The 24,159-nt window shown below is 62.2% G+C and carries 23 protein-coding genes and 4 pseudogenes; 11 read left to right on the forward strand and 16 right to left on the reverse strand.

Features of this window, described 5'->3' with window-relative positions; translation table 11 throughout:
- Positions 1-79 precede the first annotated feature (79 nt).
- The gene (locus tag ACY4LX_RS23355) at positions 80-1,135 is read left to right on the forward strand and encodes a permease (RefSeq protein ID WP_463257975.1); all 1,056 of its coding nucleotides are present in this window, start codon (positions 80-82) and stop codon (positions 1,133-1,135) included.
- Between the two features lie 134 nt (positions 1,136-1,269).
- On the opposite strand, the gene mnmH is transcribed toward ACY4LX_RS23355, so the two are convergent.
- The 3 genes and pseudogenes from mnmH to ACY4LX_RS23370 form a co-directional block, all read right to left on the reverse strand.
- Positions 1,270-2,373 carry a tRNA 2-selenouridine(34) synthase MnmH gene (mnmH, locus tag ACY4LX_RS23360; protein WP_463257976.1) on the reverse strand — a complete coding sequence of 368 codons (1,104 nt, stop codon included), beginning with the start codon at positions 2,371-2,373 and terminating at the stop codon, positions 1,270-1,272.
- On the reverse strand, positions 2,373-3,407 hold the full coding sequence (gene selD, locus ACY4LX_RS23365) for a selenide, water dikinase SelD (RefSeq protein WP_463257977.1): 1,035 nt from the start codon (positions 3,405-3,407) through the stop codon (positions 2,373-2,375). Before selD ends, mnmH begins: the two co-directional genes overlap by 1 nt.
- A gap of 226 nt (positions 3,408-3,633) precedes the next feature.
- A pseudogene (locus ACY4LX_RS23370) lies at positions 3,634-4,059 on the reverse strand (autotransporter-associated beta strand repeat-containing protein); the annotation flags it as partial.
- 174 nt (positions 4,060-4,233) lie between these two features.
- Here ACY4LX_RS23370 and ACY4LX_RS23375 point away from each other — a divergent pair.
- On the forward strand, positions 4,234-5,190 hold the full coding sequence (locus ACY4LX_RS23375) for a nucleoside-specific channel-forming protein Tsx (RefSeq protein ID WP_463257978.1): 957 nt from the start codon (positions 4,234-4,236) through the stop codon (positions 5,188-5,190).
- Positions 5,191-5,253: 63 nt separating this feature from the next.
- Complete coding sequence (locus ACY4LX_RS23380) at positions 5,254-6,288, forward strand: purine-nucleoside phosphorylase (RefSeq protein WP_149661928.1); 1,035 nt, start codon at positions 5,254-5,256, stop codon at positions 6,286-6,288.
- A gap of 124 nt (positions 6,289-6,412) precedes the next feature.
- Here the strand turns inward: ACY4LX_RS23380 and ACY4LX_RS23385 are convergent, their stop codons facing one another.
- The 3 genes from ACY4LX_RS23385 to ACY4LX_RS23395 all read right to left on the reverse strand — a co-directional run bounded on the left by ACY4LX_RS23385 (position 6,413) and on the right by ACY4LX_RS23395 (position 8,471).
- Positions 6,413-7,369 carry a quinone oxidoreductase family protein gene (locus ACY4LX_RS23385; RefSeq protein ID WP_149661927.1) on the reverse strand — a complete coding sequence of 319 codons (957 nt, stop codon included), beginning with the start codon at positions 7,367-7,369 and terminating at the stop codon, positions 6,413-6,415.
- Positions 7,370-7,400: 31 nt separating this feature from the next.
- Positions 7,401-7,574, reverse strand: coding sequence for a DUF1427 family protein (locus ACY4LX_RS23390; protein WP_133840606.1), 174 nt, complete (start codon positions 7,572-7,574; stop codon positions 7,401-7,403).
- Positions 7,575-7,679: 105 nt separating this feature from the next.
- Entirely contained in the window at positions 7,680-8,471 is a 792-nt protein-coding gene (locus ACY4LX_RS23395) for an AraC family transcriptional regulator (RefSeq protein ID WP_463257979.1), read from the reverse strand.
- A gap of 145 nt (positions 8,472-8,616) precedes the next feature.
- Between ACY4LX_RS23395 and ACY4LX_RS23400 the strand changes: the two genes are divergently transcribed.
- Positions 8,617-8,844: a DUF6555 family protein gene (locus tag ACY4LX_RS23400; RefSeq protein WP_133840608.1), complete on the forward strand. Its 228-nt coding sequence runs from the start codon at positions 8,617-8,619 to the stop codon at positions 8,842-8,844.
- A 75-nt stretch (positions 8,845-8,919) separates the two neighbouring features.
- Here ACY4LX_RS23400 and ACY4LX_RS23405 read toward each other — a convergent pair whose 3' ends face one another.
- From ACY4LX_RS23405 to ACY4LX_RS23415, 3 genes are all read right to left on the reverse strand, one after another.
- Positions 8,920-9,084 (reverse strand): metallothionein, encoded by a 165-nt coding sequence (locus ACY4LX_RS23405; RefSeq protein ID WP_133840609.1) that lies wholly within the window; start codon positions 9,082-9,084, stop codon positions 8,920-8,922.
- Between the two features lie 76 nt (positions 9,085-9,160).
- Positions 9,161-9,613, reverse strand: coding sequence for a DMT family transporter (locus tag ACY4LX_RS23410; RefSeq protein ID WP_149661924.1), 453 nt, complete (start codon positions 9,611-9,613; stop codon positions 9,161-9,163).
- A gap of 2 nt (positions 9,614-9,615) precedes the next feature.
- Positions 9,616-10,110, reverse strand: coding sequence for a DMT family transporter (locus ACY4LX_RS23415; RefSeq protein ID WP_149661923.1), 495 nt, complete (start codon positions 10,108-10,110; stop codon positions 9,616-9,618).
- Between the two features lie 270 nt (positions 10,111-10,380).
- Here ACY4LX_RS23415 and ACY4LX_RS23420 point away from each other — a divergent pair, with 270 nt between their 5' ends.
- The gene (locus tag ACY4LX_RS23420; protein ID WP_463257980.1) at positions 10,381-11,316 is read left to right on the forward strand and encodes a LysR family transcriptional regulator; all 936 of its coding nucleotides are present in this window, start codon (positions 10,381-10,383) and stop codon (positions 11,314-11,316) included.
- A gap of 144 nt (positions 11,317-11,460) precedes the next feature.
- Here the strand turns inward: ACY4LX_RS23420 and ACY4LX_RS23425 are convergent.
- From ACY4LX_RS23425 to ACY4LX_RS23435, 3 genes and pseudogenes are all read right to left on the reverse strand, one after another.
- Positions 11,461-11,973 (reverse strand): annotated as a pseudogene (locus ACY4LX_RS23425) (methyl-accepting chemotaxis protein); the annotation flags it as partial.
- A gap of 393 nt (positions 11,974-12,366) precedes the next feature.
- Positions 12,367-13,143: pseudogene (locus ACY4LX_RS23430) on the reverse strand (cache domain-containing protein); the annotation flags it as partial.
- A gap of 255 nt (positions 13,144-13,398) precedes the next feature.
- Complete coding sequence (locus tag ACY4LX_RS23435; protein WP_463260638.1) at positions 13,399-14,718, reverse strand: Na+/H+ antiporter family protein; 1,320 nt, start codon at positions 14,716-14,718, stop codon at positions 13,399-13,401.
- 1,386 nt (positions 14,719-16,104) lie between these two features.
- Between ACY4LX_RS23435 and ACY4LX_RS23440 the strand changes: the two are divergent.
- The 3 genes and pseudogenes from ACY4LX_RS23440 to ACY4LX_RS23450 all read left to right on the forward strand — a co-directional run.
- Positions 16,105-16,251 (forward strand): annotated as a pseudogene (locus tag ACY4LX_RS23440) (HAMP domain-containing protein); the annotation flags it as partial.
- 102 nt (positions 16,252-16,353) lie between these two features.
- Complete coding sequence (locus tag ACY4LX_RS23445) at positions 16,354-17,109, forward strand: methyl-accepting chemotaxis protein (RefSeq protein ID WP_372242375.1); 756 nt, start codon at positions 16,354-16,356, stop codon at positions 17,107-17,109.
- A 286-nt stretch (positions 17,110-17,395) separates the two neighbouring features.
- The gene (locus ACY4LX_RS23450) at positions 17,396-19,078 is read left to right on the forward strand and encodes an MFS transporter (RefSeq protein WP_149661918.1); all 1,683 of its coding nucleotides are present in this window, start codon (positions 17,396-17,398) and stop codon (positions 19,076-19,078) included.
- Positions 19,079-19,180: 102 nt separating this feature from the next.
- Here the strand turns inward: ACY4LX_RS23450 and ACY4LX_RS23455 are convergent, their stop codons facing one another.
- Genes ACY4LX_RS23455 through ACY4LX_RS23470 form a run of 4 tightly spaced genes read right to left on the reverse strand, consistent with a single transcriptional unit; the run spans position 19,181 to position 21,776 of the window.
- Positions 19,181-20,494 carry a sensor histidine kinase gene (locus tag ACY4LX_RS23455; protein ID WP_463257981.1) on the reverse strand — a complete coding sequence of 438 codons (1,314 nt, stop codon included), beginning with the start codon at positions 20,492-20,494 and terminating at the stop codon, positions 19,181-19,183.
- Entirely contained in the window at positions 20,491-21,159 is a 669-nt protein-coding gene (locus tag ACY4LX_RS23460) for a response regulator transcription factor (protein WP_123409931.1), read from the reverse strand. The genes ACY4LX_RS23455 and ACY4LX_RS23460 overlap by 4 nt, the downstream gene beginning before the upstream one ends.
- Positions 21,160-21,162: 3 nt before the next feature.
- Complete coding sequence (locus ACY4LX_RS23465) at positions 21,163-21,468, reverse strand: PepSY domain-containing protein (RefSeq protein ID WP_463257982.1); 306 nt, start codon at positions 21,466-21,468, stop codon at positions 21,163-21,165.
- On the reverse strand, positions 21,468-21,776 hold the full coding sequence (locus ACY4LX_RS23470; protein WP_149661915.1) for a PepSY domain-containing protein: 309 nt from the start codon (positions 21,774-21,776) through the stop codon (positions 21,468-21,470). Before ACY4LX_RS23470 ends, ACY4LX_RS23465 begins: the two co-directional genes overlap by 1 nt.
- Before the next feature lie 243 nt (positions 21,777-22,019).
- Here ACY4LX_RS23470 and ACY4LX_RS23475 point away from each other — a divergent pair, with 243 nt between their 5' ends.
- The 3 genes from ACY4LX_RS23475 to ACY4LX_RS23485 all read left to right on the forward strand — a co-directional run bounded on the left by ACY4LX_RS23475 (position 22,020) and on the right by ACY4LX_RS23485 (position 24,095).
- A complete protein-coding gene (locus ACY4LX_RS23475) occupies positions 22,020-23,099 on the forward strand; it encodes a patatin-like phospholipase family protein (RefSeq protein WP_463260639.1) in 1,080 nt (359 codons plus the stop codon).
- Between the two features lie 75 nt (positions 23,100-23,174).
- Positions 23,175-23,531, forward strand: a complete 357-nt coding sequence (gene queD, locus ACY4LX_RS23480; RefSeq protein ID WP_123409926.1) for a 6-carboxytetrahydropterin synthase QueD — start codon at positions 23,175-23,177, stop codon at positions 23,529-23,531.
- A gap of 111 nt (positions 23,532-23,642) precedes the next feature.
- A complete protein-coding gene (locus ACY4LX_RS23485; RefSeq protein WP_463257983.1) occupies positions 23,643-24,095 on the forward strand; it encodes a GNAT family N-acetyltransferase in 453 nt (150 codons plus the stop codon).
- Positions 24,096-24,159: the final 64 nt, after the last annotated feature.

Raw genomic sequence — 24,159 nt, forward strand, 5'->3', positions numbered from 1 at the left:
TCCCACGCACTGTCGGGGCCACACGTACGAAGGCGCTGGGCTATCATGAACCCATCTCTCCTTTGTCCGGAACCTCGCCATGTCGCTCTCATCCACAGCCGTCCCCGCCCGGGGCTGGTCGTTCTGGTGGAAACCCGCCCTGTTCCTGCTGGTCGCCTGCGTCGGTCTCTACTACGTCAAGTGGTCGCCCTACTACCTCAAGGCCTTCGTCGCCGCTGACAACCACAGCATCGGCGCCTCGATCATCAATGACCAACTGTCCGATCCCCTGAGCGCCGCCCTGGCCTACGCCAAGGTGTATTTCCTGGCGATCTGGAAAGCCGCCGTCCTGGCGGTCATTCTCGGTTCCCTGCTGCAAGTGTTGATTCCCCGCGACTGGCTGCTGCGCCTGTTCGGTCGCGCCGGGTTTGCCTCGACCCTGCGCGGTGGCCTGTTCGCCCTGCCCGGCATGATGTGCTCGTGCTGCGCCGCCCCGGTGGCCGCCGGCATGCGTCGGCAGAACGTCTCGGTGGGTGCGGCGCTGGCCTTCTGGATCGGCAACCCGGTGCTCAACCCCGCCACGCTGGTGTTCATGGGCTTCGTGCTCGGCTGGGGGTTCACGGCGTTGCGCCTGGTGGCGGGCATCGTGCTGGTGTTCGGCGTGTCGCTGGTGGCCCAGCGGATCGCCGGCCCGGAGACCTTGCCTGAAGCCGCCGTCGAGGCCGTGGTCGATGCCAGCGAAACCAATACGCAACCGTTCCTGACCCGCTGGGGCCGGACGATCTGGCAATTGTTCTGGAGCACCATTCCGATCTACATCGTGGCGGTGCTGGTGCTGGGCGCGGTACGGGTCTGGGTGTTTCCGCACATCGATGGCGCCATGGCCAACAGCCTGCTATGGCTGGTGCCGCTGGCGATCATCGGTACGCTGTTCGTGATTCCGACTGCCGCCGAAATCCCGATCGTGCAAACCATGATGACCCTGGGCATGGGCACCGCCCCGGCGGTCGCGCTGCTGATGACCCTGCCGAGCATCAGCCTGCCGTCGCTGCTGATGCTGCGCAAGGATTTCGATACGCGGGTATTGGTCAGCGTGGCGCTGATGACGATGGGGATCGGGGTAATCAGCGGGTTGATCGGGGCGGCATTGCTTTAGGGCCGTTGGCGTCTGTGAGGACGCCTTCGCGGGCAAGCCTTGCTCCTACAGGTTCTGCGTCGGTCACATGATTCGGCACGACGCATGACCTGTAGGAGCATGGCTTGCCCGCGATAAGGCCGGCAAAAACACCCTCAAACCCGCTGACTGCCGCGCTGGCGCAGATATTCAAACACCGCCCCCCGCTCCCCGGCAAACTCGATCCGCGCGCCTTTCTTCTCGCGCTGGAACGCATACATCGGGTCGTAATACTCGCTCAACAATCCCTCGATCCAGCCCCGGTGCAAGTCCACCGCGCCACTGCGCGCCTGCTCGGCCAAGGCGTCTTCCATCAACAGCAACATCCGCCGATGACGCTCCCCGCCCAGGCGTTTCTGGACGTTATTCAGACTCTCCAGCAAGCGCTCGGAAAACAGCCCGAAGCCTTCCTCGCCGTGCACGCCGATAAACTCGGCACACAGGTCCACCACGTAATCCCGCAGGATCCGCTCGACCCGCCCTTCCAGGCTGTCTTCCAGCCAGACCATCGGAAACTGCTGCATGCCCTGATACAACGGCAACGGCAAGGCACAACTGCCCACCGCGCGACTCTCGTCTTCCAGCACGAATTGCTCGATGCCCCGGGCGCGCTTTTTCAGCAGGTCCACGGCCAGGCGGTTTTCAAAGTCGATGTTGGAGGGCTGGCCGGTGGCGCGTTTGCCGAAGCTCGACCCCCGGTGATTGGCGTAGCCTTCCAGGTCCAGGCCGTTGCTCAACTGCGTCAGCACTTCGGTTTTACCGGTGCCGGTCATGCCGCCGAGCAAGACGAAATCGCACTGGGCCACGGCCTGATCCGTGGTGTCCAGCAAGAAGCTGCGCATGGCTTTGTAGCCACCGCCGACCCGTGGATAGTCGATGCCTGCCTCGTCCTTGAGCCACTGCTGGACGATCTGCGAGCGCAAGCCGCCGCGAAAACAATACAAATACCCGTCAGGATGAGCCCGGGCAAAGTCGGCCCAGGCCTGGATGCGTTCGGCCTTGACCGCGCCGGACACCAACTGATGCCCCAACGTGATGGCCGCTTGTTGACCGTGTTGCTTGTAGCACGTGCCGATCCGTTGCCGCTCGTGGTCGTTCATCAGCGGCAGGTTGATCACGCCGGGGAACGAGCCCTTGAGGAACTCGACCGGCGCGCGCGCATCCATCATCGGCCGGTCGTTGAGAAAGAGGTCGCGGTAATCGGTGTAGTCGATAGACATCAAAACACCTCGACCGCGTTGGTCTGTCGCTCAACCAGTTCACCGATCGGCTCAAGGTTCAGGCCCAGCTCGGCGGCGACGGCGAGGAACTGTTCGTTACCCCCAGGCGTGACCGCAATCAACAGGCCACCGCTGGTTTGCGGATCGCACAGCACGCGTTTGTGCAGTTCCTGCAAGCGCCCGAGTTTGCTGGCGTAGCTGTCGAAGTTGCGCAAGGTGCCGCCGGGCACACAGCCCTGTTCGAGGTAATACTCGACGCCGGCCAGGCGCGGCACGCGGTCGTATTCGATGCGCGCGGTGAGCTGGCTGCCATCGGCCATTTCCACCAGGTGCCCCAGCAAGCCGAAACCGGTGACGTCGGTCATCGCGGTGACGCCGTCGAGTTTGCCGAAGCGGCTGCCGGGTTTGTTCAGGGTGCACATCCAGTCGCGGGCCAGGCCGATGTCGGCGTGGCGCAACTTGCCCTTCTTCTCGGCGGTGGTGAGGATGCCGATGCCCAGGGGTTTGGTCAGGTACAGCAGGCAGCCGGCCGTGGCGGTGTCGTTGCGTTTCATGTGTTGCTTTTGCACCAGCCCGGTGACGGCCAGGCCGAAGATCGGTTCCGGGGCGTCGATGGAATGCCCGCCGGCCAGGGGAATGCCCGCCTCGTCGCAGATCGAACGGCCGCCGCGAATCACTTCCCGGGCGATTTCCGGGGCCAGCACATTGACCGGCCAGCCGAGGATCGCAATCGCCATCAACGGATCGCCGCCCATGGCGTAGATGTCGCTGATCGCATTGGTGGCGGCGATGCGGCCGAAGTCGAACGGATCATCGACAATCGGCATGAAGAAGTCGGTGGTCGAGACCACGCCGCGCTCGTCGTCGATGGCATACACCGCCGCGTCATCGCGCGAGGCATTGCCGACCCAGAGCTTGGGGTCGAGGTTCTGCGCGCCGCTGCCGGCCAGGATCACTTCCAGGACTTGCGGTGAGATTTTGCAACCGCATCCTGCGCCGTGGCTGTATTGGGTCAGGCGAATCGGCTCGCTCATGGGGGTGCACCTCGTGGGATCAATGCGGGCGATTCTAGCAGAGCGCGGAGTGCCACCCATTAACGGTGGCGAGGGGGCTTGCCCCCGTTCGGCTGCGCAGCAGTCGTGAAACCAGTACAGGCGGTATGTCTGAATAAATGGCGTTTCTGGTTTTAGGGTCGCTTCGCAACCCAACGGGGGCAAGCCCGCTCGCCACAAAAAACCACATATCGCGGGGCAAAAAAACCGCCCCGGCGCCGCTGAGGTTGACGATCTGGTTCTGCAACTCGGCACCGGCCAGGCCATTGCGGCTCAAGGCCGAAGCCACGCCACGCTGATTGCCGGTCGCCGCGACGTCGGCGAAGGAAGCCTGGTTGCGACTGACGGTCAGATCCACTTCGTTGGCGCGGTAGATCAGCGCGGTATCGAGGAACGCGGTATCCGGCAGATCGGCAGCGCTGAACGCATGATCGCCCTCTAACAGCAGCGATCCGGCGCCTTGCTTGACCACATCACCGGTACCGCACCCGTTGCCGGTCTGGGCAAACATCACCCGCGCATTGTTGAGGATGCGACCCTGCAAGCTGGTGGTGTTACCGACCAACGTACCGCCGCTGACGGTGGTGCCGCCGCTGTAGGTGTTGGCGCCACTGAGGACCAGAACGCCGGAATCTCGTTAGCTGATCGAGAGGACAGAAAAAACCCCGATTTCTTCGAGTTTTCATGGAATTGAAACAATTGGTATGAGATGTGCAAACGTTTGCGAGTCGCCGATAACGGCATTTTCGCTACCTAACCGCGCAAGCCCGAAAAACCGGGCCTTCGATCCGCACGAAAAGGGACTTTTATGCATCGCACGTCCAGCCGCGTGACTTGCTCGCGCTCGTTTGCTGTTTCCTTGCTACTGGCCAGCGTTACAGGACTACTCAGCAGCACCGTTTTGGCGCAACCCGTCCTCCCCGAAGAGTCAGCCCAGGGCGAAGCGCTTAGCCCGGAAGCCAACCCGCCGAAAAAAGGCGCGTACCTGTCGGACTGGTTCAACCAGGACCTGACGGTCATCGGCAGCAAGGACATCAGCTTCGGCCCGCAACCTTCTGACGATGTGTACCTGGAGTACGAGTACTTCGGGCGCAAGGGGCCGTTTGAGCTGTATGGCTACGTCGACATCCCGAAGATTTTCGACATCGGCAACAGCCACGACAAAGGCGCGTGGGACCACGGCTCGCCGCTGTTCATGGAGCACGAACCACGGATTTCCATCGATTACCTGGCCGGCCGCAGCCTGGCCGTCGGGCCGTTCAAGGAATGGTACGTGGCGTTCGACTGGATCTATGACCACGGCAGCAACACCCGCAACCGCGCCAACACGCTGTACAGCGGTTTGGGCACCGACATCGACACCCACTCGCGGGTCTACCTGTCGGCGAACTTCTACGGGCGCTACCAGTGGGAAAACTACGGGGCGAGCAACGAATATTCCTGGGACGGCTACCGCGCCCAACTGAAATACATCGTGCCCATCAGCAGCTTCAGCAATGGCGCGTCGCTGACCTACATCGGCTTCACCAACTTCGACTTCGGCTCGGACCTGCACAAGGACAACCCGGCCCGCACCGCCAACGCCACCGTGGCCACCAACGTGTTGCTGTATTCGTTCACCCACCTGCGCTTCACCCTGGTCGGCCGTTACTTCCACAACGGCGGCAACTGGGAGGATGGCAGCGAGTTGAATTTCGGCGATGGGGACTTCAAGGCCCGTTCCAACGGCTGGGGTTACTACGCCGGCATCGGTTATCAGTTTTAAGCGGCAAGTTTCAAGCGACAAGCTGCAAGCGGTTTGTCATGCGTTCAGTCATGGAGATTTTTTATGCACGCAATTACTCGTCTTTCCCTGTCCGTTGGCTTGGCCTGCGGCACCCTGCTTTCTTCTGCTGTTTGGGCCGCCGAAGCACCGATCCAGCCGAAAGTGATGCTGATCACCATGTTCGCCCCCGAGGCGCAGCACTGGATCGAGCGCCTGGAACTCAAGCAGGAAATCCGCGTGCCGGGGCTGTCCGCCGAGTACCCGACGATTCGCTGCAACGCGCAGCAGGTGTGCTTGATGGTTACCGGCATGGGCCAGACCAACGCCGCGGCATCGACGTTGGCCCTGGCGCTGTCGTCGAAATTCGACCTGCGCAAAAGCTACTTCCTGATCGCCGGGATTGCCGGCATCAGCCCCAAGCACGGGACCATCGGTACCGCCGCGTGGGCGCATTACCTGGTGGAGTTCGGCACCCAGTGGGAGATCGATTCCCGGGATGCGCCAAAAGACTGGCCGACCGGTTACATCGGCATCAACACCAAGGGCCCGAACGAAAAACCGCCGCTGGACTACAAGACCGAAGTCTTCGAGCTCAATCCGAAGTTGCAGGCCAAGGCGTTTGCCCTGTCTCATAAAGTCGAGCTGGCGGAGAGCAAGGAGTCGGCGGCGTGGCGTTTGAAGTACCCGTCGGCCCCGGCCAATCTGGCGCCGGTAGTCACGAAGTGCGATACCGCGGCGGGCAATACCTGGTTCTCCGGCACGCGTTTGAGCGAGCGCGCCGAGGTCTGGACCAAGCTGCTGACGGATAACAAAGGCGAGTACTGCACGACCCAGCAGGAAGACAATTCCACCTACGAAGCCCTGCTGCGGGCCAGCCGTGAGGGGTTGGTGGATGTGCAGCGCCTGGCGGTGGTGCGCGCCGGTTCCGACTTCGACCGCCCGGCGCCGGGGCAGAGTGAAGTGGATAACTTGCTCAAGTACGCGGACCAGGGCGGGTTTGTGCCGGCGCTGGAGAATCTCTATCGCACCGGGAATCCGTTGGTGCAGGAGATTTTGAAGAATTGGTCGGCTTGGGAGAAAGGGGTGCCTGAGGCTTGAGTCCGGCTTGAGTCCGGCTTGAGGACGCCTTCGCGGGCAAGCCTCGCTCCTACAAGGGTTATGTGATCCCTGTAGGAGCGAGGTTTGCCCGCGAAGGCGCCAGACCCTTCAACACATCTATCGGCTATGGCAACAAAATCACCTTGTCGCCACCGCCCGCATTCACCTCGGCATAACGCTCCAATCCCTGCGCCAACGGCGACTCAACCAACCCCTGGGGCAACGGCAACAGATCCTGATCGAAGAACTGGCCAAACTGATCCAGCATCGCGGCACAGGCTTGAACGCCGTACAGCAGTGAATTGATCCCCACCACCGAACCGCCCTTGCGATACAACGCCAGCGCCGGCAATTGCACGTGACCGTCCACCGGCGCGGCGATGATCGCAATGCGGCCGAACGGCGCCAGTGCCGCAACCGAGGCCGGCAGCCAGAAACCGGTGGTGTCGAAGATCACATCGGCGCCGCCGGCATACACGGCATTCACCTGGGCGCCGAGGTCTTCGGGCTTGTCCAGTTGCAGGGTCTGATAACCCTGGGCCTGCAACTCCTTGACCTGCTCCACCCGCCGCGCCGCCGCCAGCACCTGGGCGCCGCGCACCTTGGCCAGCGCCAGCGCCGCACTGCCCACCGCCCCGCCACCGATCACCAGCAAGCGCGTACCGGACGTCACCAGGCTGCGTTCCAGTGCATCCCACGCCGTGGTGTAGGGCACGCCGAGGCTGGCGGCCTGGGCGAAACTCAGGTGCGTCGGTTTCAGTGCCACGCCGTTGGCCGGCAACTTGACGAATTGCGCATGGGAACCATCGGCGAAAAAGCCCAGCTCACGCCCGGTGCCCCAGACTTCCTGGCCGATCAGCGCCTGCGGTCCTTGCACCACCACCCCGGCGAAATCCCGACCGGGAATCCGTGGCAACGTGGTGTAGGGAAAACGCCCGAGCACGTTCTTCACATCGCTGGGGTTCAGGCCGGCAGCCTTGATCTGCACCAGCACTTCACCATCGCCGGCCACGGGGGTGGGGACCTCGACGTAGCGCAGGGCCGAGAGGTCGCCGGTTTTGTCGAATTGCAAAGCTTTCATGGGGACACGTCCATTGAAGGGTTGAAGGGTTTCAGGCGAACCAGCCGGCGATCAACTGCCGGCCCATGGGCCACAACTGCTCGCCAGCGAGCATGCCCAGCAGCCCCACCAGCGCGATGGCCGGGGGTGCCGGCGAGCGAAAATCCAGCGCGCCGTAGAGCAGACCGACGCCCAGGCCGATGGCCAGTGAGATGAGGTAGTTCATGGTGGACTCCGTGGCACAGGGGGTATGTGCAGAGTCTAGGGAAAGGCTGCGAAACCAATCGGCCAAGGGCTTCTGAATATCGGCCAAAGACCCGCAAACACCACCCTACCTGTAGGAGCGAGCGGTGCGACGATTCGCGTTGAATTGCGAAGGCGCAATGCCCAGTTCCCGGCGAAACATGTCGCTAAAGCTGCTCGGCGAGTACCCCAGTTCCCGGGCGATGGCACTGATCGACACTCCCTGGATCAACTCGGCCACCGCCGTCGCCAATTGCACCTGGCGTCGCCATTCGGCGAAGCCCATGCCCAAGCCGTCCTTGAACAACCGCGCCAGGGTGCGCACGCTGGCCCCGGTGTTTTCGGCGTGTTGTTCGAACGCGATGTCCAGGGACGGCGCGGCCATGACCGCCTGGCACAGGTTCAACAAACGTCGATCAGAATCGTCCGGCAACGGGATTTTCAACAGCGAGCGTTTGGCCCGCTTGAGTTCCAGCAGGGCCAGGCCGACCAGCGCCTCGTAGTATTCAGGCGCACCGTCGTCGCCCTGCTCCACCAGCCCGATAATCAACTCACGCAGCAGCCCGCCGACCTCGATCACCTGCACGCTGTCATCCAGGGTCGCCGCCAGCGTCGGTCGCAGGTAGATGTTGCGCATCTGCAAGTCCGACACCACCCGAATCCCGTGGGGCACGCCCGGCGGCAGCCACACCGCCCGTTGCGGCGGAACCACCAGGGCTTCGTGCGGCGTTTCGACCCACATCACCCCGCTCATCGCATACAACAACTGGCCCCAGACATGCTCATGGGGCTCAATGAACAAGCCGCGCGGGTAGGTCCGCGCCAGCGGTTGCACGGGCACATCGGTGTCAGTCAGGTCAGGCGGTGCGGCGAGGGCCATGGGCAGCGTTCATTGGGGTTGGCGGAAGTCGCCATGGTAACGAGGCGTCTGGCGCGCCGCCAGTGACACCGCCGTCTGACAATCCGAGTGAATTTTCCGCGCCGCCCGCGATCCCTCTATTACCACAGGGAGGAATACGGGCTTTATGAACAACGCAAAACTCTTCGTCATTGAATACACCCTTCATGGCGTCCCCAAGTCTTTCATTATCCGCCAGGACAAGATGGACAACGCGGAGGCTTGGCATTGGGCAAGTTGCGACGCCGGGGTCGGGCGAATACCACGATTCGGTCGTGAAAAAGTACAAAAAACCAGCAAACCGCTGGCGGAGAAATTTGGCGTCGAGAACGTCAAGTGGCGACCGGCGAGCTAATTTTCATAGGGAGGACAAGGAACGTCTGAAGCAAAAAATGGAGCCCAGTGGCTCCATTTTTTTTGCGACGAAGCGTCAGCCGTGGGCGCATTTGCAGCCCTTGCCGGTACATTCTTCACCGCCGGCGTGGTGCTTGGCGCAGGCTTCGCAGCAGTAGTGCTTGCCGTGGCGCGCAATGGGATGTTGGCCCAGTTTGCAGGAGCATTTGGGGCAGTCGCAGGTACTTTCGCTGTCGATCATGGGACGGACTCCAGGGTTGTGGTCGTCCAGTGCGACGGGGCCGCACCGTATTAACCAGTGTAGGAGTTGACCGCCGTTATGCCTGGCGAGTGCTGCTGCGATACATGAACACCAACGCCAACGCCAGGCACACCATCGCCAGGACCCGGCTGCCGGACAACTCAATCGCCGGGTTGCCGAGCCAGCCGAAGTTATCGATCAGCATGCCCATGCCCAGTTGCCCGACGATCACCGCCACGGTCGCCACCGCCGTCCCGACTCGCGGCACCGCGCCGACCATGACCATCATGTACACCACGCCGAACAGCGCGCCGCTGAGCTGCCATTTCGGCACATCCAGCAGGCTCACGGCATGGGCCGGTTCGAAAAACAGGATCAGCAACCCGGTGACAATCGCGCCGACCACAAAGGTCAGCAAACTGCTGCGCAACACGCCGACGGTTTCCCCCAGGCGCCCGTTGATCGCCGCCTGGACACTCAACACCGCGCCAGCCGCCACGACCACCGCCAACAAAATAATCAGATTCATCATCAACCCCTTGCGATCAAAACGAGTGCCGCGACGATCAGCAGCAAGGCGAGCCAACGTTCACCGTTGACCTTTTTGCGTGTCGCACCGAACCAGCCGAAGTGGTCGATGAGCACGCTTTTACCGACCTGCCCGGAGAGGATCGCGATCATGGTCATGGCGATGCCGATAGAGGGCGTGGCCAGGGTCAGCACCACCACGTAGATCGGCCCGAGAAAACCGCCGATCAACTGCCAGCGCGGCAATTCACTCAGCGCCGGCCCTTGCTGCGGGCCGCTGAACAACAACAGCAGAAACAGAATCGCCGAGCCGACGCCGAAAATGCTCAGGGTTGCCCACAGGTGCCCGACCTGAACCCCGAGCGGCCCGAGCAAACCGGCCTCCACGGACAGGCCCATGCCGGCCAGGATGACCAGGGGCAGCAGCAACAGGCGCAACCCGGGTTTGGTGGTTGGCGCTGTAGCAACGCCGATGTCATCGATTGAAGAAGATTGCATAAGAAAAACCTGCGAGTTTTCAGTTAAGACGCGGTCCATGTGGGAACGGGCATTTGTGGCGAGGGGGCTTGCCCTCATTGGACTGCGCAGCAGGCCTGCTTTTTCAGGACCGCTTCGCGCTCCAACGGGGGCAAGCCCCCTCGCCACAAAAGCTCACTTCCACAGGATCCGCGGCGTTAGAAGTGGCGCGCATTATCGGCTGGCGATCCTTTGCGATAAATGGGATCATCCAGACAACACTTTTGCGCAACCCGCACAGCAGGAATAACCATGCACGGCCTCAACGAGCTGGGATTCAAGGCACTTCGGCTATTTGTCGCGGTGCTCGACCACGGCAGTTTTTCCGAAGTCGCCCGCCGCGAAGGCCTGGCGCCCTCTTCGATTTCCCGGCAGATCCAGTTGATGGAACAGGCGCTGAACCAGCAATTGCTTTACCGCCACACCCGCGCGGTCACGCCGACGGAAGCCGGACGCATGCTCGGCCATCACGCGCGGCTGGTGCTGGTGCAACTGGAAGAGGCCGAGCAGGCGTTGCAGGAACAGCAAAGCGAACCCAGCGGCCTGGTGCGGATCAATGCGCCCGTGGTGTTTGGCCAGCGGCATCTGACGCCGTGGCTGGGGCAACTCTGCGAGCGTTACCCGAAGCTGCAACTGGATATCCAGCAGACCGACAGCTATGTCGACCCGTTGCAGGAAGGTGCTGACCTGCTGTTCCGCATCGGCCCGCTGCACGATTCGAGCATGCAGGCGCGGATCCTCGCCCCCCATCGCTTTCAAGTGGCCGCCAGCCCCGCGTATTTAGAACGCCATGGCATCCCGCAACACCCCGAAGACCTCGCCACTCATCAATGCCTGGCCTACAAAGGCGTGACCGGGCAGCAGCGCTGGTTCTTTCGTCAGGGTCAGCAGGACTGGACGCCTTACACGGTGCGAGGTCCGATTACCGGCAACCACGCCGACACCCTGACCCAAGCCGCCGAACAGGGGCTGGGGCTGGTGATGTTTCCGTCGTGGCTGATTGGCGAAGCGGTGCGTGCGGGGACGCTGGTGCCGGTGCTGAAGGACTATCAGGTGTCCAACAGCCTTGAGCCGCAGCAGATTGCCGTGCTGTGGCCGGGGAGCCGCCGGTTGTCGGTGAAGGTCAGGACGGTGATCGATTTTTATGTGGAGTGTTTTGGGGTGGTGCCCTACTGGGACAGACCCTGACAACAATGCAAATTGCTTTCTGTAGGAGCCAGGCTTGCCGGCGAAGGCGCCCTCAAGTACGCCTTCGCGAGCAAGCTTTGCTCCTACAGTCGGTGGTCGCACAATCTGCTCTTGTAGGAGCATGGCTTGCCCGCGATGAGGGATTCAGATCCGGAACTGGCCGACCAGTTTACCCAGCCGTTGACCAAGGTCCGCCAGGCTGCGCGAGGTCTGCGCGCCGAGCTGGGTTTCATCCGCCACGCTGTCCACCGCCACCGCGATCTGATGCACGCTGCGGTTGATCTCTTCCGCCACGGCCGTCTGTTCTTCGGCGGCGCTGGCGATCTGGGCGTTCATCGAGTTGATGGTGCCGATCAACTGCGCCATGGTGTCCAGGGAAGCACCCGCCTCATTGGCCTGGGCCGAAGTGCCGTCACCGGCCTCGCTGGAACGGCGCATCGCTTCCACGGCTGACTGAGTTCCCGCCTGCAAGCGATCGATCATGCCCTGGATTTCCTGGGTACTGATCTGTGTGCGACTGGCCAGCGCCCGCACTTCGTCCGCCACCACCGCAAAACCACGCCCGGCCTCACCGGCGCGGGCGGCTTCGATGGCGGCGTTGAGGGCCAGCAGGTTGGTCTGCTCGGCAATCGAGCGGATCACCCCGAGCACACTGACAATCGACGACACGTCTTTTTGCAGGCTGTCGAGGGACACGCCGCTGGTGCGGATGTCATCGACCAACGCATGAATCTTCACGATGCTGCCGGCCACCACACGCTTGGCGGCCTGGCCTTCAGCGTCGGTTTGCTGGGCAGCGACGGCGGCGTTTTGCGCGCTCTTGGCCACTTCCTGGGCGGCGGCGGACATTTCGTTGATCGCCGTGGCGACTTGATCGGTCTCGTGACGCTGACGCTCCATCGCCTGATCCGAGCGCTGGGCTTGATCGGACACCTGATTCACCAGCCCGGTCAGTTGCGAAGTCATTTCGGTGATTTGACGCACGAGGCCATGGATCTTGTCGACGAAGCGGTTGAACGAGCCGGCCAGTTGCCCGAGTTCGTCTTCGCTGGTGATGGTCAGGCGCCGGGTCAGGTCGCCCTCGCCCGCCGCGATGTCGTCGAGGTTGGCTTTCATCAGGTTCAGCGGCCGCAGAATCGCATTGGCCAGCAGCATCCCCGCCGCCGCGATCACCAACAACACGATGACCGCAATCCCGACGATGCTCAGCACCACGCCTTCCATCCGTTCGGTGACCTTGGCCTGCACCAGCGCCACCTGGGCTTCAATGCCATCGAGATTGACCGAGGTGCCGACCGCCATGTCCCACTTGGGCAGGTATTCGGTATAGCCGAGCTTGGGCACCAGCACCTGGCTGTTGCCGGGCAGCGGCGAGCTGTATTGCAGGTAGTGGGTGCCGTCCTTCGCGACTTTCACCAGGTCGCGGTTGACGTAGACACCGTTCGGGTCGCGGTTATCCTTGAAGCTCTGGCCCACGCCTTCGGGGCTGTTGGCCTTGAACAGGCGCACGGTGTTGGAGTCGTAGCCGAAGAAGTAGCCGTCCTTGCCGTAGCTGATGCTCGACAGCAACTTGACCACTTGCGCCCGCGCGGCGTCATCGCCGGGGGCGGCGGCGTCGTAAAGGGGCTTGATCGCGGTCATGGCCACGGCGACGTAGCTTTGCAGGGTCGCCTTGGCGTCCTTGAGCAGGTTCTGACGGGTTTCCTCGACTTCCTTGCGCGCCTGTTCTTGCAGGATGAACAACGTGGTCAGGCTGATGACGAGGGCAAAGAGCAACACCGGGAGAACGGCAAGGGACAGGACTTTAGCCTTCAGGCTCATGCGCATGACGGTTCACTCTTTTGATTTTATTGGCGTGGTTAAAGGCTGTAACGGCAGGCCAGATCAAAAGTTGAATGCGGTCATGGTGGGAGCGAACTTTGTGGCGAGGGAGCTTGCTCCCGCTGGGGTGCGAAGCCCCCCCAAAACCTGAGCTCGCAGTCTGTCAGGCACACCGCATATGAAGGATTGCGGCTGCTGCGCAACCGAGCGGGAGCAAGCTCCCTCGCCACAAAAAGCCCTGCCACAGGGGATCTCTGGTGGTTAGAGAACCATCGCCGCCACCCAGCCAAACGCCAGCAGCGGCAGGTTGTAATGCAGGAAGGTCGGAACCACCGTGTCCCAGATATGGTGATGCTGACCGTCGATGTTCAGGCCGGAGGTCGGGCCCAGGGTCGAGTCCGAGGCCGGCGAACCGGTATCGCCCAACGCACCGGCGGTGCCGACGATGCACACGATCGCCATCGGGCTGAACCCCAATTGCACGCACAGCGGCACGAAGATCGCCGCCAGGATCGGTACGGTGGAGAACGACGAACCAATGCCGATGGTGACCATCAACCCGACCAGCAGCATCAGCAGCGCACCAATGGCCTTGCTGTGATCGATCCACGCCGCCGCGCTTTCCACCAGCGTGCGCACTTGCCCGGTGGCCTTGAGCACTTCGGCAAACCCGGACGCGGCGATCATGATGAAGCCGATCATCGCCATCATCTTCATGCCTTCGGTGAACAGGTCGTCGGTTTCACGCCACTTCACGATCCCCGAGGCCGAGAAAATCAGGAAACCCGCCAGGGCACCGATGATCATCGAGTCCAGCAGCAACTGAATGATGAACGCCGCCGCAATCGCCAGACCGGCAATACAGAGCGTCAGCGGGTTGTAGGCCACGCTGACCTGCTCCACCTGCTCGATCTTCGCCAGGTCGTAGACGCGTTTTTTGCGGTAGCTGAAGAACACCGCCACCAACAGACCGAACACCATGCCCATCGCCGGGATCGCCATGGCGTGCGTGACGTTGATCTGGCTGATGTCGACGCCGCTCTTGCTGACGTTGGCCAGCAGGATCTGGTTGAGGAAGATATTGCCGAAGCCCACCGGGAACACCATGTACGGCGTGATCAGACCAAAAGTCATGACGCAGGCGATCAGGCGCCGGTCCAGTTGCAACTTGGTCAGCACATATAGAAGCGGCGGCACCAGCAACGGAATAAACGCGATATGTATCGGCAGAATGTTCTGCGAAGCGATGGCCACCACCCACAGCAAACCGATCAACAGCCACTTGACCTGCCGCCCGCCGCTGGCGTGTTGGCGGTCGACCATCAGCAGCGCCTTGTCCGCCAGGGCATGGGCCAGGCCGGACTTGGCAATCGCCACCGCGAAGGCGCCGAGCAAGGCGTAGGACAAGGCCACCGTGGCGCCGTTGCCCAGGCCACTGTTGAAGGCTTTGAGCGTCGCGTCGATGCCCAGGCCACCGGTCAGGCCACCCACCAACGCGCCGACGATCAGCGCGATCACCACATGCACGCGGGACAGGCTGAGCACCAGCATGACGCCGACCGCGGCAATTACAGCATTAATCATCGTTACCTCAAGGCAAGCGGAATGAGCTCCGCCGGCAGTCTGCGAAGCGCCGCCAGCGAAATAAGGAATGGGTTTTATTAGAGGGCGCGCACTGTGAAGGAAGCAGCCGCAAGCTGCAAGTCTGAAGCTGCAAGCTTTTGTGTTTCTCGCTTGCCGCTTGCAGCTTGTCGCTCAAGAAAGCTGCTTTTGCGCCGTTACAGTGCAAAGTCTCAGATAAATATCGAATAAGGACGTCTCTCCATGTCGCTCAGACAACTCTCCATCCAATGGAAAATCACCCTGCTGGCCGGGCTGTGCCTGGCGGGTATCGTGACCCTGCTGGTGGGTCTTTCGCTGTATCGCATGGAGCACAGCTCCGCGCTGGTGAAGGCGTCGAGCATGGAGATGCTCACCGAATCCGCCCAGGCGCGGATCGAGTCCCAGGGTGAAAACCAGGCGCTGGGGATTCGCCAGCAGTTCATGGACGCCTATCAATATGGCCACGGCTTCTCGCGCCAGGTGCTGTTCCTGCGCGAGCAGGCCGAGAAGCGTTTTCTCGATGCCTTCGACCTGCGCGAAGACCTGACCCGCCAGGTCAAGTCGGCGCTGCAAGCCAACCCGGAACTGCTCGGGCTGTCCCTGGTGTTCGAAGCCAACGCGCTGGACGGCAAGGACGAACTGTTCGCCGGTCAGGCCGAGCTCGGCAGCAACGACAAGGGCCGCTTTGCCCTGTACTGGTCGCAGCCGACACCGGGCAAACTGACCTCGATGTCGCTGCCCGAAACCGACATGGCCGACACCAGCGCCGGCCCCAGCGGCGAAGCGGCCAACGCCTGGTTCACCTGCCCGCGCGCCACGCTCAAGCCGTGCGTGATCGAACCCTACTTCTATGTGATCGACGGCCAGAACGTGCTGATGACCAGCATCGTGTTCCCGCTGATGGTCAACGGCAAAGTCATCGCCTCGTTGTCGGTGGACATCAACCTCAACAGCCTGCAAGCGGTCAGTCAGGGCGCGAGCAAAAAGCTCTATGACGGCCAGACCAGCGTCAGCATCCTCAGCCCGGTCGGGTTGCTCGCCGGTTACAGCCCGGACGCCAGCAAGCTCAGCCAGCGTCTGGACGCCGTGGACAAAATCAACGGCGCCGAGCTGATCCGGATGCTGGGCACCAGCAGCAAAACCACCAGCCTGCACAGCAACGAGCAGTTGAAAGTGCTGTCGCCGTTCCAGCCGATTCCGGGCGGCAAGTCGTGGGGCGTGTTGCTCGATGTGCCGGAGAAAGTCCTGGTCGGCCCGGCCGAAGCGCTGGAAAAACAGCTGGATGAAAGCAACCGCGCCGGCACCCTGGTCGAACTCGGCCTGGGTGTGCTCGCCGCGTTGATCGGCCTGTTGCTGGTGTGGTTGATGGCGCGCAGCGTGACCAAGCCGATCCTCGGCGTGGCGCACATGCTCGAAGACATCGCCAGCGGCGAAGGTGATTTGACCCGGCGCCTGGCCTACGACAAGAAGGACGAACTGGGCCAGTTGGCCGGTTGGTTCAACCGTTTCCTCGACAAGCTGCAACCGATCATCGCCGAGGTGAAACGCTCGGTGCAGGACGCGCGCAGCACGGCGGATCAATCCTCCGCCATCGCCACCCAGACCAGCGCCGGCATGGAGCAGCAATACCGTCAGGTCGATCAGGTGGCCACCGCGTCCCACGAAATGAGCGCCACCGCCCAGGACGTCGCCCGCAGCGCGGCCCAGGCGGCGCATGCGGCGCGCGATGCCGATCAGGCCACCCGTCAGGGCTTGACCGTGATCGACCGCACCACCACCAGCATCGACAACCTCGCCGCCGACATGAGCGCGGCGATGGTGCAAGTCGAAGGCCTGGCGGCGAACAGCGAGAAGATCGGTTCGGTGCTGGAAGTGATTCGTGCGATCGCCGAGCAGACCAACCTGCTGGCCCTCAACGCCGCCATCGAGGCGGCCCGGGCCGGTGAAGCCGGTCGCGGTTTTGCCGTGGTCGCCGACGAAGTGCGCAACCTGGCGCGGCGTACCCAGGAATCGGTGGAGGAAACCCGTCAGGTGATCGAGCAATTGCAGAGCGGTACCCAGGAGGTGGTCGGCTCGATGAACAACAGCCATCGCCAGGCCCAGAGCAGCGTCGAGCAAGTCAGCCAGGCCGTGACTGCCCTGCGCCAGATTGGTGATGCGGTGACGGTGATTACCGACATGAACCTGCAGATCGCCAGCGCCGCCGAGGAACAGAGCGCGGTGGCCGAGGAGATCAACAACAACGTGGCGACCATCCGCGATGTGACCGAATCGTTGTCGGGGCAGGCGAATGAATCGGCCAGAGTGAGTCAGTCGCTTAACAGCCTGGCCAACCAGCAGCAGAGTTTGATGGATCAGTTCCGGGTTTGACCTGAGGTAACTGATCGTTCCCACGCGACCCGTGGGAATGCAGCCCGGGACGCTCCGCGTCCCATTCAAACGCGGACGCGGAGCGTCCATTGAGGCATTCCCACGCAGAGCGTGGGAACGATCGACTGACTGGCATTCGGGTTTGCGGGCCGGCGAGTGGATATTTGCGCGAACCTGATTATGCTTCTAAGGGCAATCTGACAACATCAGCCCCAGGGCCTGGGTGCGGCAACACGGGTATTTTGAGGTGCTCCGGCCTACAACAAGAGCAAGACGGAGAAGACCCATGGCCGTAATCGACAGCACAACCACGGGCACAGGCAGCGCGCCCCACCACGGCATCACCAAGGAGGAGCGCAAGGTTATCTTTGCCTCGTCCCTGGGCACTGTGTTCGAGTGGTACGACTTTTACCTCTACGGCTCCCTCGCCGCGATCATCGCCAAGCACTTCTTCGCGGGCGTCAACGAGACCACCTCCTTCATCTTCGCCCTGCTCGCCTTCGCCGCGGGTTTCGCCGTGCGGCCCTTCGGCGCGATTGTGTTCGGCCGCTTGGGCGACATGATCGGGCGCAAGCACACGTTCCTGATCACCATTGTCATCATGGGTGTCTCCACGGCCGTGGTGGGTTTCCTGCCCGGCTACGCGACCATTGGCGTCGCGGCACCGGTCATCCTCATTACCCTGCGCCTGCTGCAAGGCCTGGCACTGGGCGGTGAGTACGGTGGCGCGGCGACCTACGTGGCCGAGCATGCGCCGAAGGGCAAACGCGGTTACTTCACGTCGTGGATTCAAACCACCGCGACCCTCGGCCTGTTCCTGTCGCTGCTGGTAATCCTCGCCTGCCGCACCGCCCTGGGCACCGAAGCCTTCGAAGCCTGGGGCTGGCGGATTCCGTTCCTGCTGTCGATCCTGCTGCTGATCGTCTCGGTGTACATCCGTCTGCAACTCAGCGAGTCGCCGGTGTTCCTGAAGATGAAAGCCGAAGGCAAATCCTCCAAGGCACCGCTGACCGAATCCTTCGCCCGCTGGGAGAACCTGAAAATCGTGATCATGGCCCTGCTCGGCGGCACCGCCGGCCAGGCGGTCGTGTGGTACACCGGGCAGTTCTATGCACTGTTCTTCCTGCTGCAAACCCTGAAGATCGACCCGCAGACCGCCAACCTGCTGATCGCCGGCTCACTGCTGATCGGCACGCCGTTCTTCGTCATCTTCGGCAGCCTGTCCGACCGTATCGGACGCAAGGGCATCATCATGGCCGGCTGCATCCTCGCGGCCGCGACCTACTTCCCGATCTTCCATGCGCTGACCCAGTACGGTAACCCCGACGTGTTCATCGCCCAGGAGAAGAACCCGGTGACGGTGATCGCCGATCCCGATCAGTGCTCGTTCCAGTTCGACCCGGTGGGCAAGGCCAAATTCACCAGTTCCTGCGACCTGGCCAAGACCCTGCTGGCGAAGCGAGCGATCCCCTACACCAACGTAAAGGCTGAGCCGGGCACCGTCGCGCAAGTGCGCATCGGCGACAAGGTGGTCCCGAGCTTCGAAGGCTCCAGCCTGCCTGCCGCCGATTTCAAGACGCGCAACGACGCGTTCACCGCGTCCCTCGGCACCAGCCTGAAAGAGGCCGGTTACCCCGAAAAGGCTGACCCGGCCAAGACCAACTACCCGATGGTGCTGTTGCTGCTGACGATCCTGGTGATCTACGTGACCATGGTCTACGGCCCGATAGCCGCATGGCTGGTGGAATTGTTCCCGGCGCGGATTCGCTATACCTCGATGTCGCTGCCCTATCACATCGGTAACGGCTGGTTCGGTGGTTTCCTGCCGACGGTGGCGTTTGCGATGGTGGCGGCTACCGGGGATATCTATTACGGGTTGTGGTACCCGATTGTGATTGCGGTGATGACGGCGGTGCTGGGGATTTTCTTTATGCCGGAAACCAAGGATCGGGAGATTCATCACACGTAGACGACGTTTCGTACCCCCCTGTAGGAGCAAAGCTTGCTCGCGATGGCGTCCTTGAAACCGCCATCGCGAGCAAGCTTTGCTCCTACAGGGGGTGGTTCTGGATCAGCGCTTGGGCAATTCGATCACGACCTTCAACCCGCCCCACTCGCTTTGCTGCAACAGCAACGTGCCGCCCCAGGTGTCGACGATGTCGCGCACGATGCCCAATCCCAGCCCATGCCCATCCGTCTGTTCATCCAGCCGCGTCCCGCGACTGAACACTTGGTCGCGCTGGTCTTCGGGAATCCCCGGGCCGTCGTCTTCCACGCTCAGTTCAAACTTTTCGGGCATTTCGACCACGCTCAAGCGAACCTCGGCGTCCGCCCATTTGCAGGCGTTGTCCAGCAGGTTGCCGAGCAGTTCCAGCAAGTCTTCGCGATCCCAGGGCAGCAGCAAACCGGCCGGGGCGCGGTAGCTCAGGTCCAGGTGTTCGCCATGAATCATGTTCAACGTGGCCAGTAACCCCGGCAGCTCCGCATCGCAATCAAACAACACCCCCGGCAACGCGTCACCGGACAACCGCGCGCGGTTGAGTTCGCGATTCAAGCGATTCTGCACCTGCTCAAGCTGTTGCTGGATGACCTTGCGCAGTTCGGGATGGGTGTCGAGTTTTTCGCTGGACGCCAGGCTGAGCAACACCGCCAGCGGGGTTTTCAACGCGTGGCCAAGATTGCCCAGGGCATTGCGCGAACGCTTGAGGCTGTCTTCGGTATGGGCCAGCAGATGATTGATCTGCGCCACCAGCGGCACCAGCTCCACCGGCACCTGATCATCCAGTTGAGAGCGCTGGCCCTGTTGCAGTTGGGCGATCTGTTCACGGGCCCTTTCCAGCGGACGCAAGGCGCGGCGCACGGTGATGCGTTGCAGCAGCAGAATCAGCAGCAACCCCGCCAGACCGAGTGCCAGACCGACCTGTTGCATGCGCATGAAACTCTCGCGCACTGGCGTGTAGTCCTGGGCCACGCTGATGGAAATCGACTGGCCAAGCCGCCGGTAGTCCGAGCGCAACACCAGCAACTGCTGACCTTCCGGGCCCAATTGCAGATGGCTCTCAAGGCCTGGGGTTTCGAGACGCGGCAGTTCCTGGTCCCACAACGAACGGGAGCGCCAATGGCTGTCGGCAAAATCGATGCGGAAGTAATGCCCGGAAAACGGCCGTTGATAGGCCGGCGCCAAATGTCGTTCATCCAGTTGCAAACCTTGGGGCCCGCGCACCAACGCGGCCAGCAGGTTTTCACTGTCATTGCGAAGCCCGGCTTCGAGGTAGCGCTGCAAGCCCATTTCGAACAGCCACAAACTGGTTTGCGCCAGCACCAGGCCGACGATCACCATCACGCTGATCAGGCCCAGGCTCAAGCGGCGCTGGATCGACCTCACTGCGCTTGCCCGCCGAACAGGTAACCCTGGCCGCGACGGGTTTCGATCACGCTGCGCCCGAGTTTGCGCCGCAGGTGGTTGACGTGGACTTCGAGCACATTGGAATCGCGCTCGGTTTCCCCGTCGTAGAGGTGTTCGGCGAGGTGGCTTTTGGAGAGGATCTGTTCCGGGTGCAGCATGAAGTAGCGCAGCAGGCGGAACTCAGCGGCGGTGAGCTGGATGTCGGCACCGTCGCGGGTCACGCACTGGCGGCCTTCATCCAGGTGCAAGCCGTTGGCCTTGAGCGTCGGCTGGTTGGCCTGGCCGTGGGACCGGCGCAGCAACGCCTGGACCCGCAGGTGCAGTTCTTCGGGGTGAAAAGGTTTGCTCAGGTAATCGTCGGCGCCGGCCTTGAGACCTTCGATGCGCTCGGCCCAGGAATCCCGGGCGGTGAGGATCAACACCGGGGTCGACAAGCCGCCGGCGCGCCATTGGGTCAGCACCTCAAGCCCCGGCAAACCCGGCAGGCCGAGGTCGAGGATGATCAGGTCATAGGGCTCGCTGCTGCCCTGATACACCGCGTCGCGCCCGTCGGCCAGCCAGTCCACGGCGTAGCCCTGGCGGTTGAGGCCCGCCATCAATTCATCGGCCAGGGGCACGTGGTCTTCCACCAGCAGCAATCGCATCGGTCAATCTTCCTTGTCTTTCAATAAACGGCCGGTTGCGGCCTCGATGTCCAGTTCACGGACCACGCCCTCGGTGGTCAGCAGCTCGACTTCATAAAAGTAGACGTCGTGTTTTTCTTCCAGCTCGGCTTCCAGCAATTTGGAGCCGGGATAGCGGTCCAGCGCCTGCTGCAACAGCTGCTCCAGCGGCAGGATCACGCCCTGCTGCCGCAAGCGCAGCGCCTCGTCCTGATCCAGGTCGCGCGCCACGACCACCGAGCAAAACGTCAGCAGCACCAACGCCATGCGTGAAAATGAAAGCACCTTCATTACGTATCCTGATGATCCTTGAGAACCTGCCCGCTGACAGCGTCCAATTCCAGGTCCCACTCAACGCCCTGCGGGTCGCGCATTTCCACCTGATAGATGTACTTGCCGTACTCTTCTTCCAGTTCGGTTTCGGTGATTTTGGAACCGGGGTGTTTGGTGAGTGCGGTGGCGTTGAGCTTCTCGAAAGACACAATGGTACCAGCGTCGCGCAGTCTCAGGGCTTCGTCGGGGCCCAGGTCACGGGCGTGGGCCAGGCTGGCGGTCATGGCGATGATGGACGCGGTGAACAGGGCAGTCAGGGTTTTCATGGGGTGTCTCCGTATTTTTTTAGGTGTTGCGTACGGCGTGCACCTTAACGGGGCAAACTTAATTGAAACTGAATTGCCATCATTGGTCATGACAACACAGCACACCAGGCCAACACAAAACCCTGCAGGAGCCAGGCTTGCCGGCGAAGGCGTCCGTGAAATCGCCTTCGCCGGCAAGCCTGGCTCCTACAGGTCATAGAACACATGTCTATAATCCCCCGCTTGCCCGACATCGAGACCGGTATGACCGCTATCCACATCAAGTTCCCTTCCCTGACCCTCAAGGCCGGCCCGCGGGCCTTTGCGCGGATTCGTGAAAACGGCCTGGACGCTGCCGACGTCGGCACGCTGCCGGGCGCGGCCGGTGGGCCCAAGGCGTTGGGGATTCAGGGTCTGGACCTGGCGCTGTTCGGCGAATGGCTGCCGGCGGCGCCTCGGGAGCGTTCGCTGATTGGTGCGTCGGTGGGTTCCTGGCGGTTCGCCAGCGCGTGTCTGCCGGATGCCGCCGAAGGCATTCGCCGCCTCGGTCATCTGTACACCGAGCAAAACTTCGACAAGGGCGTGACCATGGCGCAAATCAGCCAGAGCTCACGGCGTATGCTCGATGAGCTGCTGGACGGGCGCGATGCCTTGATCCTCGACAACGCCCATTACCGACTGAACATCATGGTGGTCAAAAGCCACGGCCTGCTCGCCCATGATCATCGCGGCCGCCTCGGGCTGGGCCTGTCGTCGGTGATCGCCGACAACCTGCGGGGCCGCGCGCGGCTGTCGAAACATTTCGAACGACTGATCATCCACGACCCGCGCCTGGCGCCGCCGGTCAATGCGCTGAACGACTTCCCGTCGCGCTTCGTCGCCCTGAACGCCGGCAACCTGCGCCAGGCCTTGCTTGCCTCAGGCTCGATCCCAATGGTCATGGAAGGCGTGCGCGATTTGCCGGGTGCCGGTGCCGGGACGTTCCGCGACGGCGGTCTGCTGGACTATCACCTCGACCTGCCCTACAGCGGCACCGACATCGTGCTCTATCCGCACTTCACCGACCGGGTGATTCCCGGCTGGTTCGACAAGACTTTGCCGTGGCGTCGTGCCTGTTCGACGCGGTTGCAGGATGTCCTGCTGCTGGCGCCGTCGAAGGATTACCTGGCGCGCCTGCCCTACGGCAAATTGCCGGACCGCAACGACTTCAAGCGCTTCATGGGCGATGCGCCGAGCCGGCAGAAATACTGGCGCGCGGCGATGGATGAAAGCCGGCGCATGGGCGACGAGTTCCTGGAGCTGGCCGCCAGCGGTCGCCTCGGCGAGCGCTTGCTGACCCTTTAGTCAGGACAAACTGGTAAACTCGCCGCCTGCCCACATCGCCGCGGCGATCGCCACCTGACAGAGCTGAAAATCACTGTGGAAATCTTCAAAGAGTTTACGTTCGAATCTGCCCACCGCCTGCCCCACGTACCCGAAGGCCACAAGTGCGGTCGCTTGCACGGTCACTCGTTCAAGGTGGCAATCCACCTGAGCGGCGACCTCGATCCGCACACCGGCTGGATCCGCGACTTCTCGGAAATCAAGGCGATCTTCAAACCGCTCTACGAGCGCCTCGATCACAACTATTTGAACGACATTCCTGGCCTGGAAAACCCGACCAGTGAAGTGCTGGCCAAGTGGATCTGGACCGAGCTGAAGCCCTTGCTGCCGGAGCTGAGCGCGATTCGTATCCACGAAACCTGCACCAGCGGCTGCATCTATCACGGTGAGTAAAACCACCTGATTGAAAAGAACCACCGGCGACGGTGGTTTTTTTATGCCTGTCGTTTCAGGCTGACGCCGAGTACAGTCAGGCCCCATCCTTGGCCCAAAGGAACCCGTCCCATGTCTCCGCTTATCCGCCCCGCTACGCTTGAGGACATCGCGCAGATCGAGGCCATCGTCGAGGCGGCTTACTCGCCTTACATCGAACGCATCGGCCGCAAACCCGCGCCGATGCTGGACGACTACGCCAGCCAAGTGCTGGCCCGGCGCGTCCATGTCCTCGCCCATGAAAAGAACCTCAGCGGTTTCGTGGTGCTGATCGACACCGAAGAGTACTTGCTGCTGGACAACATCGCGGTCAGCCCGGCGATCAAAGGGCAAGGTTATGGCCGGCAGTTGCTGGACTTCGCCGAACGCCATGCGCTCGACGCGGGTTACCCGTCCATTCGGCTCTACACCAACGAAGCGATGAGTGAAAACATTGCGCTGTACCTGCGCCGGGGGTATGTCGAAACCCACCGGGTCGAAGAGAACGGTTTACGGCGGGTGCACATGCGCAAGACGTTGGGCTGAGCCGTCGCACACCGCGTTATGCGTTTCGTCAGTTAGTCCAAAAACCACCTTCAGCGGTGGTTTT

This window comes from Pseudomonas sp. Emmai, from assembly GCF_055179735.1.

Coding starts and splice junctions, on each gene's coding strand:
- ACY4LX_RS23355 (WP_463257975.1), top strand. CDS start 80: ATGTCGCTCTCATCCACAGCCGTCCCCGCCCGGGGCTGGTCGTTCTGG.
- mnmH (WP_463257976.1), bottom strand. CDS start 2,373: ATGTCTATCGACTACACCGATTACCGCGACCTCTTTCTCAACGACCGG.
- selD (WP_463257977.1), bottom strand. CDS start 3,407: ATGAGCGAGCCGATTCGCCTGACCCAATACAGCCACGGCGCAGGATGC.
- ACY4LX_RS23375 (WP_463257978.1), top strand. CDS start 4,234: ATGCATCGCACGTCCAGCCGCGTGACTTGCTCGCGCTCGTTTGCTGTT.
- ACY4LX_RS23380 (WP_149661928.1), top strand. CDS start 5,254: ATGCACGCAATTACTCGTCTTTCCCTGTCCGTTGGCTTGGCCTGCGGC.
- ACY4LX_RS23385 (WP_149661927.1), bottom strand. CDS start 7,369: ATGAAAGCTTTGCAATTCGACAAAACCGGCGACCTCTCGGCCCTGCGC.
- ACY4LX_RS23390 (WP_133840606.1), bottom strand. CDS start 7,574: ATGAACTACCTCATCTCACTGGCCATCGGCCTGGGCGTCGGTCTGCTC.
- ACY4LX_RS23395 (WP_463257979.1), bottom strand. CDS start 8,471: ATGGCCCTCGCCGCACCGCCTGACCTGACTGACACCGATGTGCCCGTG.
- ACY4LX_RS23400 (WP_133840608.1), top strand. CDS start 8,617: ATGAACAACGCAAAACTCTTCGTCATTGAATACACCCTTCATGGCGTC.
- ACY4LX_RS23405 (WP_133840609.1), bottom strand. CDS start 9,084: ATGATCGACAGCGAAAGTACCTGCGACTGCCCCAAATGCTCCTGCAAA.
- ACY4LX_RS23410 (WP_149661924.1), bottom strand. CDS start 9,613: ATGAATCTGATTATTTTGTTGGCGGTGGTCGTGGCGGCTGGCGCGGTG.
- ACY4LX_RS23415 (WP_149661923.1), bottom strand. CDS start 10,110: ATGCAATCTTCTTCAATCGATGACATCGGCGTTGCTACAGCGCCAACC.
- ACY4LX_RS23420 (WP_463257980.1), top strand. CDS start 10,381: ATGCACGGCCTCAACGAGCTGGGATTCAAGGCACTTCGGCTATTTGTC.
- ACY4LX_RS23445 (WP_372242375.1), top strand. CDS start 16,354: ATGGAGCAGCAATACCGTCAGGTCGATCAGGTGGCCACCGCGTCCCAC.
- ACY4LX_RS23450 (WP_149661918.1), top strand. CDS start 17,396: ATGGCCGTAATCGACAGCACAACCACGGGCACAGGCAGCGCGCCCCAC.
- ACY4LX_RS23460 (WP_123409931.1), bottom strand. CDS start 21,159: ATGCGATTGCTGCTGGTGGAAGACCACGTGCCCCTGGCCGATGAATTG.
- ACY4LX_RS23465 (WP_463257982.1), bottom strand. CDS start 21,468: ATGAAGGTGCTTTCATTTTCACGCATGGCGTTGGTGCTGCTGACGTTT.
- ACY4LX_RS23470 (WP_149661915.1), bottom strand. CDS start 21,776: ATGAAAACCCTGACTGCCCTGTTCACCGCGTCCATCATCGCCATGACC.
- ACY4LX_RS23475 (WP_463260639.1), top strand. CDS start 22,020: ATGACCGCTATCCACATCAAGTTCCCTTCCCTGACCCTCAAGGCCGGC.
- ACY4LX_RS23485 (WP_463257983.1), top strand. CDS start 23,643: ATGTCTCCGCTTATCCGCCCCGCTACGCTTGAGGACATCGCGCAGATC.